Annotated in this window: 15 protein-coding genes and 1 pseudogene; 5 read left to right on the top strand and 11 right to left on the bottom strand. The window is 67.4% G+C overall.

Annotation, left to right across the window (positions count from 1 at the left end; genetic code table 11):
- Positions 1-35 precede the first annotated feature (35 nt).
- Genes ACZ5YA_RS06305 through ACZ5YA_RS06295 form a run of 3 tightly spaced genes read left to right on the top strand, consistent with a single transcriptional unit; the run spans position 36 to position 2,420 of the window.
- Complete coding sequence (locus tag ACZ5YA_RS06305; protein ID WP_059380070.1) at positions 36-884, top strand: HAD family hydrolase; 849 nt, start codon at positions 36-38, stop codon at positions 882-884.
- A gap of 10 nt (positions 885-894) precedes the next feature.
- Entirely contained in the window at positions 895-1,386 is a 492-nt protein-coding gene (gene tadA / locus ACZ5YA_RS06300) for a tRNA adenosine(34) deaminase TadA (protein WP_059380071.1), read from the top strand.
- Positions 1,383-2,420 carry an LD-carboxypeptidase gene (locus ACZ5YA_RS06295; protein WP_464092202.1) on the top strand — a complete coding sequence of 346 codons (1,038 nt, stop codon included), beginning with the start codon at positions 1,383-1,385 and terminating at the stop codon, positions 2,418-2,420. Before tadA ends, ACZ5YA_RS06295 begins: the two co-directional genes overlap by 4 nt.
- A gap of 36 nt (positions 2,421-2,456) precedes the next feature.
- Here ACZ5YA_RS06295 and ACZ5YA_RS06290 read toward each other — a convergent pair whose 3' ends face one another.
- The 4 genes and pseudogenes from ACZ5YA_RS06290 to ACZ5YA_RS06275 form a co-directional block, all read right to left on the bottom strand.
- Positions 2,457-3,197: a hypothetical protein gene (locus ACZ5YA_RS06290; RefSeq protein ID WP_464092889.1), complete on the bottom strand. Its 741-nt coding sequence runs from the start codon at positions 3,195-3,197 to the stop codon at positions 2,457-2,459.
- Positions 3,198-3,414: 217 nt separating this feature from the next.
- Positions 3,415-3,822 (bottom strand): annotated as a pseudogene (locus tag ACZ5YA_RS06285) (M48 family metalloprotease); the annotation flags it as partial.
- 211 nt (positions 3,823-4,033) lie between these two features.
- Positions 4,034-4,390: a hypothetical protein gene (locus ACZ5YA_RS06280; protein WP_059380074.1), complete on the bottom strand. Its 357-nt coding sequence runs from the start codon at positions 4,388-4,390 to the stop codon at positions 4,034-4,036.
- A gap of 6 nt (positions 4,391-4,396) precedes the next feature.
- On the bottom strand, positions 4,397-5,974 hold the full coding sequence (locus tag ACZ5YA_RS06275; RefSeq protein ID WP_464092201.1) for a CHASE2 domain-containing protein: 1,578 nt from the start codon (positions 5,972-5,974) through the stop codon (positions 4,397-4,399).
- Positions 5,975-6,209: 235 nt separating this feature from the next.
- Between ACZ5YA_RS06275 and ACZ5YA_RS06270 the strand changes: the two genes are divergently transcribed.
- Positions 6,210-7,814: an ABC-F family ATPase gene (locus tag ACZ5YA_RS06270; protein WP_059380076.1), complete on the top strand. Its 1,605-nt coding sequence runs from the start codon at positions 6,210-6,212 to the stop codon at positions 7,812-7,814.
- Positions 7,815-7,865: 51 nt separating this feature from the next.
- Here ACZ5YA_RS06270 and ACZ5YA_RS06265 read toward each other — a convergent pair whose 3' ends face one another.
- From ACZ5YA_RS06265 to ACZ5YA_RS06235, 7 genes are read right to left on the bottom strand one after another with little or no spacing between them, the layout of a single operon-like run.
- Positions 7,866-8,642: an SDR family NAD(P)-dependent oxidoreductase gene (locus tag ACZ5YA_RS06265; RefSeq protein ID WP_059380077.1), complete on the bottom strand. Its 777-nt coding sequence runs from the start codon at positions 8,640-8,642 to the stop codon at positions 7,866-7,868.
- A 17-nt stretch (positions 8,643-8,659) separates the two neighbouring features.
- Positions 8,660-9,817, bottom strand: coding sequence for a thiolase (locus ACZ5YA_RS06260; RefSeq protein WP_251879942.1), 1,158 nt, complete (start codon positions 9,815-9,817; stop codon positions 8,660-8,662).
- A complete protein-coding gene (locus ACZ5YA_RS06255) occupies positions 9,814-10,209 on the bottom strand; it encodes a Zn-ribbon domain-containing OB-fold protein (RefSeq protein WP_251879944.1) in 396 nt (131 codons plus the stop codon). Before ACZ5YA_RS06255 ends, ACZ5YA_RS06260 begins: the two co-directional genes overlap by 4 nt.
- 5 nt (positions 10,210-10,214) lie before the next feature.
- Positions 10,215-10,997 carry an enoyl-CoA hydratase/isomerase family protein gene (locus ACZ5YA_RS06250; RefSeq protein ID WP_464092200.1) on the bottom strand — a complete coding sequence of 261 codons (783 nt, stop codon included), beginning with the start codon at positions 10,995-10,997 and terminating at the stop codon, positions 10,215-10,217.
- Positions 10,994-11,473 carry a MaoC family dehydratase gene (locus ACZ5YA_RS06245; protein ID WP_059380080.1) on the bottom strand — a complete coding sequence of 160 codons (480 nt, stop codon included), beginning with the start codon at positions 11,471-11,473 and terminating at the stop codon, positions 10,994-10,996. The genes ACZ5YA_RS06250 and ACZ5YA_RS06245 overlap by 4 nt, the downstream gene beginning before the upstream one ends.
- A 10-nt stretch (positions 11,474-11,483) precedes the next feature.
- Positions 11,484-12,449 (bottom strand): Bug family tripartite tricarboxylate transporter substrate binding protein, encoded by a 966-nt coding sequence (locus tag ACZ5YA_RS06240; RefSeq protein WP_251879948.1) that lies wholly within the window; start codon positions 12,447-12,449, stop codon positions 11,484-11,486.
- A gap of 48 nt (positions 12,450-12,497) precedes the next feature.
- Positions 12,498-13,739: a CaiB/BaiF CoA transferase family protein gene (locus tag ACZ5YA_RS06235; protein ID WP_464092199.1), complete on the bottom strand. Its 1,242-nt coding sequence runs from the start codon at positions 13,737-13,739 to the stop codon at positions 12,498-12,500.
- Positions 13,740-14,014: 275 nt separating this feature from the next.
- Here ACZ5YA_RS06235 and ACZ5YA_RS06230 point away from each other — a divergent pair, with 275 nt between their 5' ends.
- The gene (locus ACZ5YA_RS06230) at positions 14,015-14,785 is read left to right on the top strand and encodes an ABC transporter ATP-binding protein (protein WP_059380083.1); all 771 of its coding nucleotides are present in this window, start codon (positions 14,015-14,017) and stop codon (positions 14,783-14,785) included.
- Positions 14,786-14,851 lie beyond the last annotated feature (66 nt).

The raw sequence follows: 14,851 nt of genomic DNA, 5'->3' as shown, positions 1-14,851 counted from the left end.
AAATGGCGGCTGTCGCCCCTTTTTCACGCATATACATGTCCGACGTCATCGCCCTGATTTTCGACTTCGACGACACGCTGGCCTCGGACAGCACGTCCGGCTTCCTGGAAAGCATGGGCGTGGACACGGCATCCTTCTGGAAGGATGAGGTCGATCCGCTGCTCTCGCAGCAGGACTGGGACCCCGTGCCCGCCTACCTGTACCAGATGATCCAGCTGTCGCAATCGGGCAAGCACGGCCTCATTACGCAGCAGCGCCTGAAGGATTGGGGCGCCCGGCTGGAACTGCACGACGGCGTGCCCACGCTGTTCCAGCGGCTGCGCGCCGCGGTGCGGGCCGAACAGCCGCAAGTGCAGCTGGAGTTCTACCTGATTTCCAGCGGTATCGGCGACGTGGTCCGGTCCACCCCCATTGCGCACGAGTTCACCGAGATCTGGGCGTCCGAATTCATTTACGGCGCGGATGGCGGCATCGCGTTTCCGCGCCGCATCGTCAGCTTTACCGACAAGACCCGCTACCTGTTCCACATCCAGAAAGGCATCATCGGCCGCGATTTCCGCAACAAGCCCTTCGAGGTCAACCGCAAGGTGCCCGAGGACCGCTTGCGGGTGCCGTTCGACCAGATGGTGTTCGTCGGCGACGGCTACACCGACATCCCGTGCTTTTCGCTGATCCGCCGCGCCGGCGGCTTCGCCTTCGGCGTGTGGGACCCCAAGCATCGCGACAAGCGCAGCCGGGCCTGGGGCTTCATCGAAGAGGGCCGGGTGTCCAACCTGAACCAGGCCCGCTACGACGAGCACGCCGAACTCTACCAGTGGCTGGAAGAGGCCGTGACCAGCCTGGCCGGCCGCATCGCACTGAAGTCCCGGGTGTACCGTGGTTGAGGCTATCCCGATGGCGGCGGTCCAACCCTGGACCGCGCAGGACGCCAGCTTCATGGAACTGGCGCTGCAAGAGGCCCAGGCCGCCTATGACATCGGCGAGGTGCCGGTGGGCGCGCTGGTGGTGTCGGCACAGGGCGACATCCTGGGACGCGGCTACAACCGCACCATCATCGACCACGATCCCACCGCCCACGCCGAGATCGTCGCCTTGCGCGGCGCCGCGCGCGCGCTGGAAAACTACCGTCTGCCGGGCATCACCGTGTACGTCACGCTGGAGCCTTGCGTCATGTGCATCGGCGCCATGCTGCATGCGCGGCTCGCGCGCGTCGTGTTCGGCGCCTACGACCCCAAGACCGGCGCCTGCGGCAGCGTGCTGGACGTGGGCTCGGTCCCCAAACTCAATCATCACACCTCAGTCACCGGCGGCGTGCTGGCGGAACCTTGCGGCGATCTGCTGCGCCGGTTCTTCCGCGAACGCCGTAGCAAGGAATCCGCAGCATGAGCAAATCCCAAGGCGCCAAGGCGCGCGGCGCGAAAGCGGCCGCCGCGCACGACCATGAACATAACCACGATCATGGTCATGCAGGCCATGAATGTGATGAAGACTGCGGCCATGACCACAGCCACAACCACGCGCTGCCCGACGCCCGCGGCATCTACCTGATCTCGCCGTCTTCCGCGGTGCGCGATCCGGCCGCCGTCGAGCTGGCGCGCGAAAGACTGCAGCAGCAGGGCTTCAAGACCGCCGTGGACCGTACCGCCTACGCGCAGCACCAGCGCTTTGCCGGCACCGACACGCAGCGCCTGGCCAGCCTGACGCGCGCCGCCAAGCAGAAGCTGCCCATCGTCATGGTGACGCGCGGCGGCTACGGCATGGGCCGGCTGCTGCCTGCCATCGACTGGAAGGCCATGGCCGACAGCGGCAAGCGTTTCGTCGGCATGAGCGACTTCACCGCCTTCAACCTGGGCCTGCTGGCGCAGACCGGCGCGGTCAGCTATACCGGCGCATCGGCGGTCTACGACTTCGGCGGCAAGAAGGTCGACGACCTGACCGAAGCCCTGTTCGGCGAGATCATGCGCGGCGAGCTGGAAATCCTCAGCTTCGAAACCCAGGACGCCGATGCGGTGGATTGCCGCGGCATCCTGTGGGGCGGCAACCTGGCCATGCTGACGTCCTTGCTGGGCACGCCCTACATGCCCAAGGTGCGCGGCGGCATCCTGTTCCTGGAAGACGTGGCCGAGCATCCTTACCGCGTCGAACGCATGCTGATCCAGCTGGCGCAGGCCGGCATCCTGGGCAAGCAAAAAGCCATCGTGCTGGGCCGCTTCACGGACTACAAACTGGCGCCGCACGACAACGGCTACGACCTGCACGAAGTGGTGGCCTGGCTGCGCAAGACGGTCAAGGTGCCGGTGGTGACGGGGCTGCCGTATGGCCATGTCGCCACCAAGGCGACGCTGCCCATCGGGCAGAAGGTGGGCCTGGCCACCGAAAAGGGCATGGCGCACCTGGTGCTGGACGAACACACGCACTAAAAAAGAAAAGGGGCGCCGAGCGCCCCTTTCTCATTGCTACTTGAACAGCCTGTCGACCAGCGATTGCGCTTTCTGCTCGCTGCGTCGCTTGGCCTCGGCCTGCTCGGCGGGCGACTGGGCCGCCTTGCTGCATTCCCCGGCATAGCTCGCGAAGCGCGACGCGCATTCCTGCGCCAGCTTGCGCGCCTGGTCCCAGCCCTGGGTCTGGCCGTAGAAGCGGATGGCTTCAGGCCATGCCAGCGCCGAACCGCGGAAGTACTCGAAGCCCTGGCCCATGATCCTGGCGGCCGGCCCGGATTGGCCCGCGCCCAGCAGATTGTTGGCGCGCAACACATACACCTGCCAGGCGCGGTCCTGTTCCGACGCCAGATTGCGGTCCAGCAGGGCGGACCCGCGCGCGCCGGATTCCGCCTGCGCCATGCTCAAGGTCAGCAAGGGCAGGGCGTGCGTGGCGCTGGGGCCGGATGCTGCCTGGGCCGCGAGCTTGCGGGCGCGCGGGTAGTCCTGGGCCTGCAAGGCCTGCTGCGCCTCGGCCGCGGTCTGGTAGTTCTTCAGCAGCGCGGCCGTGCGGCGTTGCGCGCGGGCCTTGTTCCAAGGCGCCGCTGCCGCCGGGGGCCGAGGCTTGCCCGCCATCAAGGGCATGACCTGTTCGGTCAACGCAGCCAGGCGCGCGCCGGTATCGGGATGGCTGACGGTCAGCTTCTTCCAGATGTCGTCCAGGCCGGTGCGCAAACCTTCGCTGGCCCCGGCCACCCCGGAATTCAGCGAGGCCTGCATCTCGGTCAGGGGGGGCGATGTTGTTGCCCTTGGCCGCCTCTTGCTTGCGGGTGTTGTCGGCCGCCGCCTGTTTGATCTGCTCGAGCATGCGCTGGCGCGCTTCGGCCTGGACCTTGGCGTTCTCGGCTTCCCAGGTGGCCTGGCGTTCCAGGAACGCCTTGAAGCCTTGGGTATACGAGTAGCCCAGTTCCAGGCTGACGGTGGCGCCGAAGCGGTCGGCGTTTTCCTCCTGCTGCCGGCCCCAGGCCGGCACCAGCATGTTCTTGCCCAGCGTATACGAAGCGATCACGCTGTCCACGGGGCTCCAGCCAGTGGCGCTGCCGGCCTTGCGAGCCAGCGCCACGCCCACGGCCGCCAGCGTCGCGACCTGGTCGCCCGCGGCATTGACCGATTCCATCTGGTGGTAGTCGAGGTAGATGTGGCCGAATTCATGGGACAGGATGGCGACGATCTCGTCCTCGGATTCCGCCGAGGCCAGCCAGCCCATGGACAGGTAGATGTTGCCCGCGCCGGTGCTGTAGGCTTCCAGCGCCGATGACGAGGTCACGTGGACCGCGCCCGGCCAGCCGGGCACGCCCGCGGCGTTCTTGATCCGGCCAAGCAGGCCGTTCAGGTAGGTTTCCATCTCCGGCATGGCGACCAGGCCCATGCTCTGGGCGCGCTGGTTGCGCGCGTCCAGGCTGGCGTCGGGCCATTGCCGGTCGGCGGGGGGCGGGGGCAGTTGGCCGGCCGTGACCGAAAAACCCTTGCCTCCGGGAAGCGTGGAGCAGGCGCTCAGCAGCAGCGCGCCAGAGACGGCGGCCATGCGCAGGATGTGGGAGGATCGCATGGGCGGCTCAGCGGCAGACGTTCTCGCCCGCACCCGCGGTCGAGCCGGTGGGCGGCGGCACGCCCTTGATCACCGGCCCGCATTGCGCGGCGGAACCGCGCGCGATGCGCACGTGCATGCTGTCCACCCAGTAGTCCTTGCCATCGATCTTGACGTGGTAGAACTCATTGGCTTCTTCGAGCACGGGCCAGGGCATGCCCTGGCCGTCGGACTTGGCCGCGGGCGCGCCGCCGTCCGACTTGGCGTACAGCGGCACGGGCTTGAGGTTCAGGCCGACGATGGCGTCGGCCGCCGCCGCGCTTGCGCCAGTCAGCGCCAGGGCGGCCGCGGCCAGCGCGGTGATCAGGGAGGAGGGCTTGGGCATGCGTTTCTACTCCTGTTGCGGGCGGGTAGCCGATGGCTCCCGCGCGGGTGTCGGGGACGCCGGCGCGGAAGCGGCATCCGGTTTGCCAAAAAGAAAGGCGGTGGCGCGATTGGTCCAGCCGAGCCAGTGCGCGGCCAGGGCCATGATCGCCAGGTCGACGATGGGCAGGGTGCCCACGTTCAGCCAGCGCTGCGCAAGCAGCACGATGTACAGCACGATGAGCGAGGACAGGACGATGGCGGCAGCCTTGCGCAGCAGCAGCAACGTCGCGACGCAGAGCTTGGATGCCAGCCAGCGCGCCAGCCACAGGCGCGCGGCGCGGTCGCGCAGCAGGGCGGACAGGCGCCCGGCCTTGGCCTTCCAGCCGCCGCCCGCGTGCGCGGCGGGCGGCAGCGGCAGGGCGGGCGCGTCGGCAAACAGCCGCCATTCGGCGGGCGGGGCCAGCAGCCGGCCGCCCAGCCGCGTATTGCCGCGCAGCCATTGCGCCAGCCAATGCAGGAAATGGGCCAGCATGACGACGGGGATGCCCAGCAGCCACAGGACATTGGGCGGCCAGATCTCCCATTCGAGGGCGCGCTTGTAGTCGTCCTGATAGGTCAGCAGATTGTCGAGGGCCATGGCGTGCATGAATACGCCGGGAATGGCGTCATGCACCGGCGACAGCACGGTGTCGTTGAAGCCGCTGAGCGCGGCGCCGATCATGACGTAGCGGCCCGTGAGCATGTCGGCCAGGCGGGCGCCGTCGGCATCCGGCGCACGCAATTCGGACAGGGTCAGCGCGCGCGTGTACGGGCAGATGGGCTGGGCGGCGTTCGGGTCGCCCAGCAGGCTGCGCACATAGGACGGCAGCATTTCCACATAACCGCCGCGAGCCTGCCGGCATTCCATGCTGAAGCGGCGCTGGTCCAGGTTGTCGACGCCCCAGGTCAAGGCCATGGCTTCGCGGGTGGGCGTGATGGATACGCCGGCCGCGTCCTGGGCGATGGCCAGCGCCGCGCTGCGCGCATGTTCGCCCGACCAGAGCGGGTAGCTCCATACCAGCCGGTCCACCTTGCTGGGGGTGTAGCGCACGTCGACCATGGTGAAGCACGGCTTCTCGCCCGCGGGCGCCTCCAGGCCCGAACGCAGGCGCAGGTCGCCCTGCGCATCGGGCAGCGCGGCCAGAAACACCGGGATGTTGGCGTCGCGCAGTTCGCACAGGGCGGCGGCCAGCTCGGGCAGGGTCGGGTCGTCGCGCTCGCGCCCGAAGGTGATGTCCAGGAAGATGGCCTTGGGCTTGTGGATCAGGCCGATGTTGCGCAGCCAGCGCGCATGGGTCCGGTAAGGCACGGGCCAGGCGCCTTTCTGCTGGTCCAGGGAATCGTCGTCGATCAGGACGACCGTGGTGTCGTTGCGGCGCGCAATGTCGTAATGGCCCCCGACCAGCCGGGCCTGGAGCCGGGCCGCCGCATAGGTGAGCAGGTCGGAACTGGGGGTGAGCCGGGGCGTCGCCCACAGCATCACGATCGCCACGATGGCCGCCACGATCAGCGACCGGCCATAGGAAAGTTCGACTTTCTCGGAGGAGTGGTTGGCGTCTGCCACGTAGCGGGGGAGCTGGGTTGCAACCGCCTGACGGGCCTGGCGGCCGTAGGCGCTGAGTCACACGCAATAGTACCCCAATTAATACAAATATTTACGTTATGACATTAAATGGCATGCTGCATTTCCAGATGCTTCAGGCGGCGCTCTGCCTCGCCTGGATGCGATTCACGGATGCTTGGTACACTATCGGGTTTCTCCGCATGCGTCCCCGGACGCCAAAAGACTCAAACATACCGTGATCTCCACCGCCAATCTCACCATCCAGTTCGGTCCCAAACCCCTTTTCGAGAACGTCAGCGTCAAGTTCGGGGAAGGCAACCGCTACGGGTTGATCGGGGCCAATGGTTCCGGCAAGTCGACCTTCATGAAGATCATCGGCGGCGACCTGGAACCCTCGGCGGGCAACGTGTCGCTGGAGCCGGGCGTGCGCCTGGGCAAGCTGCGCCAGGATCAGTTCGCGTTTGAAGACCTGCGCGTGCTGGACGTGGTCATGATGGGCCACACCGAGATGTGGGCCGCCATGTCCGAGCGCGACGCCATCTACGCCAATCCGGAAGCGACCGAAGACGACTACATGCGCGCGGCCGACCTGGAGGCCAAGTTCGCCGAGTACGACGGCTACACCGCCGAAGCCCGCGCCGGCGAACTGCTGCTGGGCCTGGAAATCGCCGTCGACCAGCACAACCTGCCCATGCGCGAAGTGGCGCCGGGCTGGAAGCTGCGCGTGCTGCTGGCGCAGGCCCTGTTCTCGAACCCGGACGTGCTGCTGCTGGACGAACCGACCAACAACCTGGACATCAATACCATCCGTTGGCTGGAGAACGTGCTCAACAGCTACCAGAGCACGATGATCATCATCAGCCACGATCGCCACTTCCTGAACCAGGTGTGCACGCACATGGCCGACGTGGACTACGGCGAGATCCGCATTTATCCGGGCAACTACGACGACTACATGCTGGCCTCGACCCAGGCCCGCGAGCGCCTGGTGGCCAACAACGCCAAGGCCAAGGAACGCGTCGCCGAATTGCAGGACTTCGTGCGCCGCTTCGCCGCCAACAAGTCCAAGTCGCGCCAGGCCACCTCGCGCCTGAAGCAGATCGACCGCATCAAGGCCGACCAGGTCGTGGTCAAGCCCTCGTCGCGCCAGAACCCGTACATCCGCTTCGAGCAGAACAAGGTCATGCACCGCCTGGCGGTCACCGTCGAAAACCTGTCCAAGGCCTACGACGCGCCCGTCATCCGCAAGTTCTCGGCCATGGTCGACGCGGGCGAAAAGATCGCCATCATCGGCGCCAACGGCGTGGGTAAGACGACCCTGCTGCGCCTGCTGGCAACCGATCTGCAGCCGGATTCGGGCGAAGTGAAGTGGTCCGAAAACGCCGACCTGGGCTACATGGCGCAGGACGTCTCCGACCAGTTCCTGCAGACCGACATCAACCTGCTGGACTGGATGGGCGACCATCGCCAGCCGGGCGACGACGACCAGTCGATCCGCTCCGTGCTGGGCCGCCTGCTGTTTTCGGCGGATGACCTGCCCAAGGCGCCCAAGGTGCTGTCCGGCGGCGAAAAGAACCGCATGACCTTCGGCCGCCTGATGCTGGGCCGGCACAACGTCATGCTGCTCGACGAGCCCACCAACCACCTGGACATGGAATCGATCGAGTCGCTGCAGTTCGCGCTGGAAAAGTACGAAGGCACGCTGGTGTTCGTGTCGCACGACCGCGAGTTCGTGTCCGGCCTGGCCACGCGCGTGATCGAGATCCTGCCCTCGGGCGAGATCGTCGACTACCGCGGCGGCTACGACGACTACCTGAGCTCGCGCGGCATCGACGGCTGAGGCCGGCGCAGACCGCGGCCGGAAGACCCTGGCCGCGGTTCCGCATCCGCCTTACATGCCTATGGTCATGCCGCCATTGGCATAGAGGTGCTGTCCCGTCATGTACGAGGCGGCATCCGACAGCAGGAAGCACACCGGCCACGCCACCTCTCCAGGCTGGCCAAAGCGGCCTAGCGGGATCTGCGACAGATAGGTGTCGCGGAACTTGTCCCCCCGTATGGTCTCCGTCATGGGCGTTTCCACCACGCCGAAGCCGATGGTGTTGACGCGTATCCCATACTTGCCCCATTCGCGCGCTGCGCTCATCGTCAGGCCCAGCACGCCCGACTTGGCCGCGGCGTAGTTGATCTGGCCTATGGTGCCGCGGCGGCCCGCGTCCGAGGTGATGTTGACGATGGAGCCGCCCGGCTTGCCCGTTTCGCGCGCCGCCGCCAGCATGTGGCGGCCGACGGCCTGCAGGAACTGGAAGGATCCGGTCAGGTGCACGTCGATCACCTTTTGCCAGGCTTCCTGGGTCATTTTTTCTATCATTGCAGTGCGGGTGACGCCCGCGTTGTTTACCAGGCCGTCGACCGCGCCGTAATGCTGCGCCGCGCGCTCGACCGCCAAGGCCGCGAATGCCGGGTCCGACACGTCGCCGGCCAGGGTCAGCAGCTGGCCTTGCGGCGCCTCGCGCTCAAACGCGGCGAGCGCGTCGGCGTTCATGTCGACGGCGGTCACGCGCGCGCCCAATTGCATGGCCAATTCGCTGATGGCGCGCCCTATGCCCTGGGCGGCGCCCGTTACGATGATGCTGCGCTGGTCCAGCAGAAAAGCAGTGTGGTTCATGGTTTTCCTTGTGGAGTTCAAAGCGTTTCGGCCGTGCCCAGGATCAGCGTGGCCTGGCTGGAGAGTTCGCCGCCGTTGCCGTGCGCCAGCGCCAGGCTGGCTCTCGGCACCTGGCGCGCGCCGCCCAGGCCGGCCAGCTGCACGTAGGCTTCGACCATGGTGAACAGGCCGTACATGCCGGGATGCACGCAGGACAGGCCGCCGCCGTTGGTATTGACGGGCAGCTCGCCGCCCGGCGCGATGCGGCCGCCTTCGACGAAGGCCGCGCCTTCGCCCTTGGCGCAGAAGCCCAGGTCCTCGAGGAACAGGATGGGGTTGATGGTGAAGGCGTCGTACAGCTCCAGTACATCGATGTCCTGCGGACGCACGCCGGCCTGGGCGAAGGCGCGCGCGCCGCTGCGCGTGGCGGCCGTTACCGTCAGGTCGGGCATGTTGGTGATCTCGCGGTGGTCGGTGGCCGCGGCCGCGCCCAGCAGGTAGGCGGGCCGGGCGCAGTGGTCGCGGGCCCGGTCGGCGCGGGTCATCACCACGGCGGCGGCGCCGTCGGTGACCAGGCAGCAGTCGCGCACGCTCAAGGGTTCGGCCACCATGCGGGCCGACAGGTACTGCGCCATGTCCAGGGGTTCGCGCATGTAGGCTTCGGGATTGAGCATGGCCCATTGGCGGGCGGCGATGGCCACCGCGCCCAGCTGTTCGCGCTTCAGGCCGTATTGGTGGGCGTAGCGCGAAGCCGCCAGCGCATACGCGCCCACCGGACGCGCCAGCCGGTAGGGCGCTTCGTTGGGGGCAGGGCGCATGGAGCTCACCAGCTTGCCCGCGCCGCTGCGCTGATTGCTGCCGTAGGCGATCAGCGCCACGTCGCATTGTCCCGCTTCCAGGGCCAGCGCGGCCCACATGGCGTGCGTCAGGAAAGACGATCCGCCGGTGCGGTTGTTCTCGGTCAGGCGAGGCGAGATGCCCAGGTATTCGGCAAAGCCCAGGCCGGACATGAAGTCATCGGGCAGGCCGATGAAGAGGCCATCGACCTGGTCCGGGCGCAGCCCCGCCTGGTCCAGGGCCGCAAGACTGGCCTGGACCGCCAGGTCCATCGAACTCATGCCCGGGGTCTGGCCGATGCCATAGGTGGCGGCGGCGACGATGGCGGACTTGCCGCGCGGGAAACGGTCTTGGGTCATGCTTGCTCCGCCATGGGTTCGAACACCAGCACGCCGCATCCGGCCTCCTGGACGACGCGGGCGCGCACCCGGGCGCCGATGCGCACCTCTTGCGCCGGAATGCCGTCCACCCGCGACATCAGCCGCGGCCCTTCGTCCAGGTCTACCAGCACCACGCCGTAGGGAGTTTCGGGCGGCCGGGGATGGATGACGGTGGCGGCGTAGATGCGCCCCAGGCCGCTCGGGGCGGCCCATTCCAGATCGCGCGAGCCGCTGCGCGGCGCGGCCACGCGTGGATAGAAGAAAAATTCGCCGCTGGCGCGGTCGCGCTGCAGCATGAAACGGCCTTCATTCAGATAGGCCTCGTAGCGGGCCTGCGGGCCCGGTTCGGCGGTTTGGGTTGGCGTGGGCATGTCGTTCAGTCCCATTTGTAGGCGGGGGGCAGTTTTTCCACGAAACGCCGGGCGGCTTCGCGGTGGAAGGCGCTGTCGCGGCAGATGGCCTGGGCCATGGCTTCCTGCGTGTAGATGTCTTCGCGGCTGGACTCGAAGGTCCGGTTCATGATGGTCTTGGCCAGGCCCAGCGCCTGCGTCGGAGCGTTGTGAAAGCGTTCGGCCATGGCCAGCGCCTGTTCCAGCGGATCGCCGTCGCAAAGCGCTTGCACCAGTCCCAGTTCCAGCGCTTCCTCGGCGTCGCAGACCCGGGCCGTGAACACCAGTTCCTTGGCGCGCGCCAGGCCGACGGCGCGCGGCAACAGATACATGCCCAGCATGTCGGGCACATAACCGAGGCGGGCGAACACCGCGCAGAAAGTGGCGCCGCGCCGCGCGATGGCGTAGTCCGCGCATAGCGCCAGCGACAGGCCGGCGCCGAAAGCCACGCCCTCCACCGCGCTGATGACGGGTTTTTCCAGGTCCACCAACGCGTCGTACCATTGGTGGATCTTGCGGATGCGAGCGCGCCCCTCGAAGGCGTCCAGGCCCTGGGCGTGCGCCTGCGCGATGGACTTGATGTCGCCGCCGGCGCAGAAATGCCCGCCCGATCCCGTCAGGACGACGGCCTTGATGCCGTCATCCTCGCGCAGTTCCGGGAGGGCGCGCGCGAACGCCTCGCGCATTTCCAGGCTGAGCGCGTTGCGCTGGTCGGGGCGGTTCATGGCCAGCACGGCGGTGGCGCCGTGGCGGGTGATCTTCAGTGTCATGCCTGCTCCTTGCCTGTGTGATAGGCGATCTGCGTGAGCCAGCGCGCGACCAGCGCGGGCCTTTGCTCGCCGTCGATATCGATGCGCACGTCCCACGCCAGCCGGGCCTGGCCGTCCGGCAGTTCGTCGACGGAAGTCAGCGCAAACGCGCCGCGCACGCGAGCGCCGGCCTTGACCGCCTGGGTGAAGCGCACGCGGTCAAAACCGTAGTTCACCGCCAGCCTGCGGTTCGGAAAGCGCATCGCCGACGCATACAGGCTGGGCAGCAGCGAGAGCGTCAGCAAGCCGTGGGCGATGGCCGCGCCGTAGGGCGATTCGGCCTGCGCGCGCTGCGGGTCCATATGGATCCACTGCGTGTCGCCGGTGGCCAGGCCGAAGCGGTTGATGGTGTCCTGGTCGACCGTCTGCCAGGGAGTCAGCGCGGGAGGCTGTCCGGAGAAGGCGCGCAGCGCCTCGATGGAGTCCAAGGTGATCATGGCGGCCTCTTTACTGGGCCTTCAGGCCCAGGTCGCGGGCGACCGGCAGCCAGCGGTCGCGCTCGGCCTGGACGAAGGCGGCGAACACCTGGGCGTTGCCCGGCATGGCCACCGCTCCAATACTGGTGAGCTTGCGCTGCAGTTCCGGCTGCGCGAGCGCCTGGTTGACGCCGCGGTTCATCTGGTCGACCACGGCGGCCTGCGTGCCGGCGGGCGCAACCAGGCCGAACCAGGCGCTGGCATCGATGCCGGGATAGCCCAGTTCGCTGGCGGTGGGCACGTCGGGCAGGCCGGCGAAGCGCTTGTCGTCGAGCACGGCGAAGGGGCGGATCTTGCCAGCCTGCGCCTGCGTCATGCTGGAGGGCAGGGCGTCGAACATCATGTCGGTGCTGCTGCCCATCAGGCCGACGATGGCGGGCGCGCTGCCCTGGTACGGCACGTGCGTGACCTGGAAGCCCAACTTGCTGACGGCGTACTCGCCGGCAAGATAGGTGATATTGCCGGTGCCGGCGGAGCCCATGGTCAGCTTGCCGGGGGATTGCTTGCCCAGGGCTATCAAGGCCTTGACGTCGCGCGCCGGCAGGTCATGGCGGACCACCAGCAAGAGCGGCGATTTGGCCATGCCCGAGACCGGGACGAAGTCCTTGGCCGGGTCGTAGGTCATCTTCGCGTAGAGCGCCTGGTTCACCACCAGCGGGGCGTTGGAGCCGACGAAGAAGGTCTTGCCGTCGGGCTTGGCGCGGGCGACGTAATCGGCGGCGATCATGCCGGCCGCGCCGGGCTTGTTCTCCACGATGATGGTCGCGCCGCCGCCCTTGCTCATTTCCTGCGCCACCAGGCGCGCGATCTGGTCGGCGGCGCCGCCCGGCGGGTAAGGCACGATGAAGCGGACGGGCGCATCCTGGGCCGATGCGGGGGCGGCCACAAGGGCAGCCAGGGTCAAGGCGCCGCAGACTGCGGCGGTGGTGATGCGCATGGTGGTGTCTCCTGGGTTGTTGTCGTGGCCGCCTGCCCGGCGGCTGGGTCAGATGATTCCGCGGCCTTTCAGCTCCGCGATGCGGGTCTGGTCCAGGCCTAGCCGTTCGCTTAGCACGTCGTCGGTGTGCTGGCCCAGGGTGGGGGCGGCGCGGCCGTAGCGGATGGGTGTGTCGCGCATGCGGATGGGATTGGCCACGGCCGGGGTGTCCACGCCGGTGGCGTGGGGCAGCGAGAGCTGCATGCCGCGATGGCGCACGTGCGGATCCTGGAATACCTGTTCGATGTTGTAGATGGGCCCGCAGGGCACGTTCGCCGCCTGCAGGATCTGCACCCATTCCTGCATGGTGCGCGCCAGCATCGCCTCGGCGATCGGGGGTATCAGCGTGTCGCGGTTCCGGTTGCGCCCGCCGGCCGTGGCGTAGCGTTCGTCGGCGGCCAGGTCGGCGCGGCCGATGGCGCCACAGAGGGCGCGGTACTGGCCGTCGTTGCCGACCGCGACGATGACCGAGCCTTCCTTGCAGGCGAACACCTGGTACGGAACCATGTTGGAATGGGCATTGCCCATGCGCTGGGGCACCCGCCCGGACAGGAAATAATTGATGGCCTGGTAGGACGAGATCGTGATCACGCAGTCCAGCAGCGACATGTCGATGTACTGCCCGACGCCGCTGACGTGGCGGTGCTCGACCGCGGCAAGAATCGCCGTGCTGGCGTAGACGCCGGTCAGCAGATCCGTGATGGCGATGCCGGATTTCATCGGCTCGCCGGCGGGGTCGCCGGTGATGCTCATCAGCCCACCCATGCCCTGGAACACGAAGTCGTAACCCGGCAGCGGCGCGTAGGGTCCGTCCTGGCCGAAGCCGGTGATCGAGCAATAGATCAGGCGCGGATTGATGGCGCGCAGGCTGTCGTAGTCCAGTCCATAGCGCGCCAGCGTGCCGACCTTGTAGTTCTCGACCAGCACGTCGGAGTCCTTCGCCAGTTCCGCGATGAGCGCCTGGCCTTCGGCCGTGGCGATGTCCACGGTAATGGACCGCTTGCCGCGATTGGCGCTCAGGAAGTAGGACGAGTCCCGGGTCTCCGCGCCGTCGGCGCCGGTCAGGAATGGAGGCCCCCAGCCGCGCGTGTCGTCGCCGTGCGCGGGACGCTCCACCTTGATGACGTCCGCGCCCATGTCGGCCAGCGTCTGCGTCGCCCATGGGCCGGCCAGCACGCGCGTCAGGTCCAGGATCTTCAGATGGGATAGCGCGCCGCGCGGTTGCGCGGCGGCGGTGTTGTCTCGCTCCATGTCGCTCCGATCGGGGTGGGCCCCGTTATGTCCGGGATCCACCTTAATGACCGGAGGGGCGTGGGTCCAATATCGTTTTTCGCGTTATCGATTCGAATTGAGTATCGCCGGCGGAATCAGGGCGGCCGTTTAGCGCTTGTAGCCAGTCGCGGCAGAATGCCGTGGATGGGTTCTTTATTACGAAAAGAAGTTAAGACATTCAATATTGATCGTTTGGATTCATATAACGAATTGTTAGATTGGAGGCTCGTTTTTGGCCCGCCACGATACGTTCCATGAATCTGACCTTCGACCATGTCCACAAGCACTTCGGCGAACTGCCGGTGGTGGACGGCTTTACCAGCGAAATCAAGACCGGTGAACTGGTCGCCCTGGTAGGCCCGTCGGGCTGCGGCAAGTCGACCTTGCTGCATCTGGCGGCCGGCCTGGAAAAGCCCACCGAAGGCAGCGTCCTGGCCGACGGCAAGGCGGTCGCCGGCCCCCATCCCAGCCGTACCCTGGTGTTCCAGGAGCACGCGCTGTACCCCTGGCTGACGCTGGAGGACAACGTGGCGCTGGCGCTGGAATTCCAGAACACGCCCAAATCCCGCGCCCGCGAAGCCGCGCGCCAGTGGTTGGCGCGCGTCAGCCTGGCCGGCTTCGAACACTATTACCCCCATCAGGTGTCCGGCGGCATGCGCCAACGCGCCGCCCTGGCGCGGGCCTTCATCGCGCAGCCGCAGACCATGCTGATGGACGAGCCCTTCGGCGCGCTGGACGCGCTGACCCGCCTGAGCCTGCAGGATGTGCTGCGCCAGCTCATCGCCCAGGAAAAGCCCACCGTGCTGCTGGTGACCCACGACGTGGACGAGGCCTTGTTCCTGGCCGACCGCATCATCGTCTTCAGCCCGCGCCCGGCCCGCGTGCTGCGCGAGTTCAATCTCGCGCACCGCGAAAAGACCCATGACCTGTCCGGCCTGGCGGCCGAGAAGCGCGAGATCCTGCGCCTGCTCGGCATCGCGGTGGACGGTTCCGGCGAACACGCCGACCTGGCCCTGGCGGCCTGACCCCCCGGATCTCTGGATTCTTGCTGGCGGCGCGTGCGCGCCGGCCGGCTCTGCATACCTTGGAGC

The sequence above is a fragment of the Achromobacter sp. JCM 18799 genome, from assembly GCF_055395645.1.
Note: the sequence above shows the minus strand (reverse complement) of the source record. Positions and strands in the feature narration are given on the sequence as shown.

What these genes read in the sequence shown, in the direction of transcription:
- ACZ5YA_RS06235 (WP_464092199.1), bottom strand. Translation starts at nt 13,739, where the DNA reads ATGGAGCGAGACAACACCGCCGCCGCGCAACCGCGCGGCGCGCTATCC.
- ACZ5YA_RS06250 (WP_464092200.1), bottom strand. Translation starts at nt 10,997, where the DNA reads ATGACACTGAAGATCACCCGCCACGGCGCCACCGCCGTGCTGGCCATG.
- ACZ5YA_RS06230 (WP_059380083.1), top strand. Translation starts at nt 14,015, where the DNA reads ATGAATCTGACCTTCGACCATGTCCACAAGCACTTCGGCGAACTGCCG.
- ACZ5YA_RS06260 (WP_251879942.1), bottom strand. Translation starts at nt 9,817, where the DNA reads ATGACCCAAGACCGTTTCCCGCGCGGCAAGTCCGCCATCGTCGCCGCC.
- ACZ5YA_RS06305 (WP_059380070.1), top strand. Translation starts at nt 36, where the DNA reads ATGTCCGACGTCATCGCCCTGATTTTCGACTTCGACGACACGCTGGCC.
- ACZ5YA_RS06240 (WP_251879948.1), bottom strand. Translation starts at nt 12,449, where the DNA reads ATGCGCATCACCACCGCCGCAGTCTGCGGCGCCTTGACCCTGGCTGCC.
- ACZ5YA_RS06265 (WP_059380077.1), bottom strand. Translation starts at nt 8,642, where the DNA reads ATGAACCACACTGCTTTTCTGCTGGACCAGCGCAGCATCATCGTAACG.
- tadA (WP_059380071.1), top strand. Translation starts at nt 895, where the DNA reads ATGGCGGCGGTCCAACCCTGGACCGCGCAGGACGCCAGCTTCATGGAA.
- ACZ5YA_RS06280 (WP_059380074.1), bottom strand. Translation starts at nt 4,390, where the DNA reads ATGCCCAAGCCCTCCTCCCTGATCACCGCGCTGGCCGCGGCCGCCCTG.
- ACZ5YA_RS06295 (WP_464092202.1), top strand. Translation starts at nt 1,383, where the DNA reads ATGAGCAAATCCCAAGGCGCCAAGGCGCGCGGCGCGAAAGCGGCCGCC.
- ACZ5YA_RS06255 (WP_251879944.1), bottom strand. Translation starts at nt 10,209, where the DNA reads ATGCCCACGCCAACCCAAACCGCCGAACCGGGCCCGCAGGCCCGCTAC.
- ACZ5YA_RS06290 (WP_464092889.1), bottom strand. Translation starts at nt 3,197, where the DNA reads ATGCAGGCCTCGCTGAATTCCGGGGTGGCCGGGGCCAGCGAAGGTTTG.
- ACZ5YA_RS06245 (WP_059380080.1), bottom strand. Translation starts at nt 11,473, where the DNA reads ATGATCACCTTGGACTCCATCGAGGCGCTGCGCGCCTTCTCCGGACAG.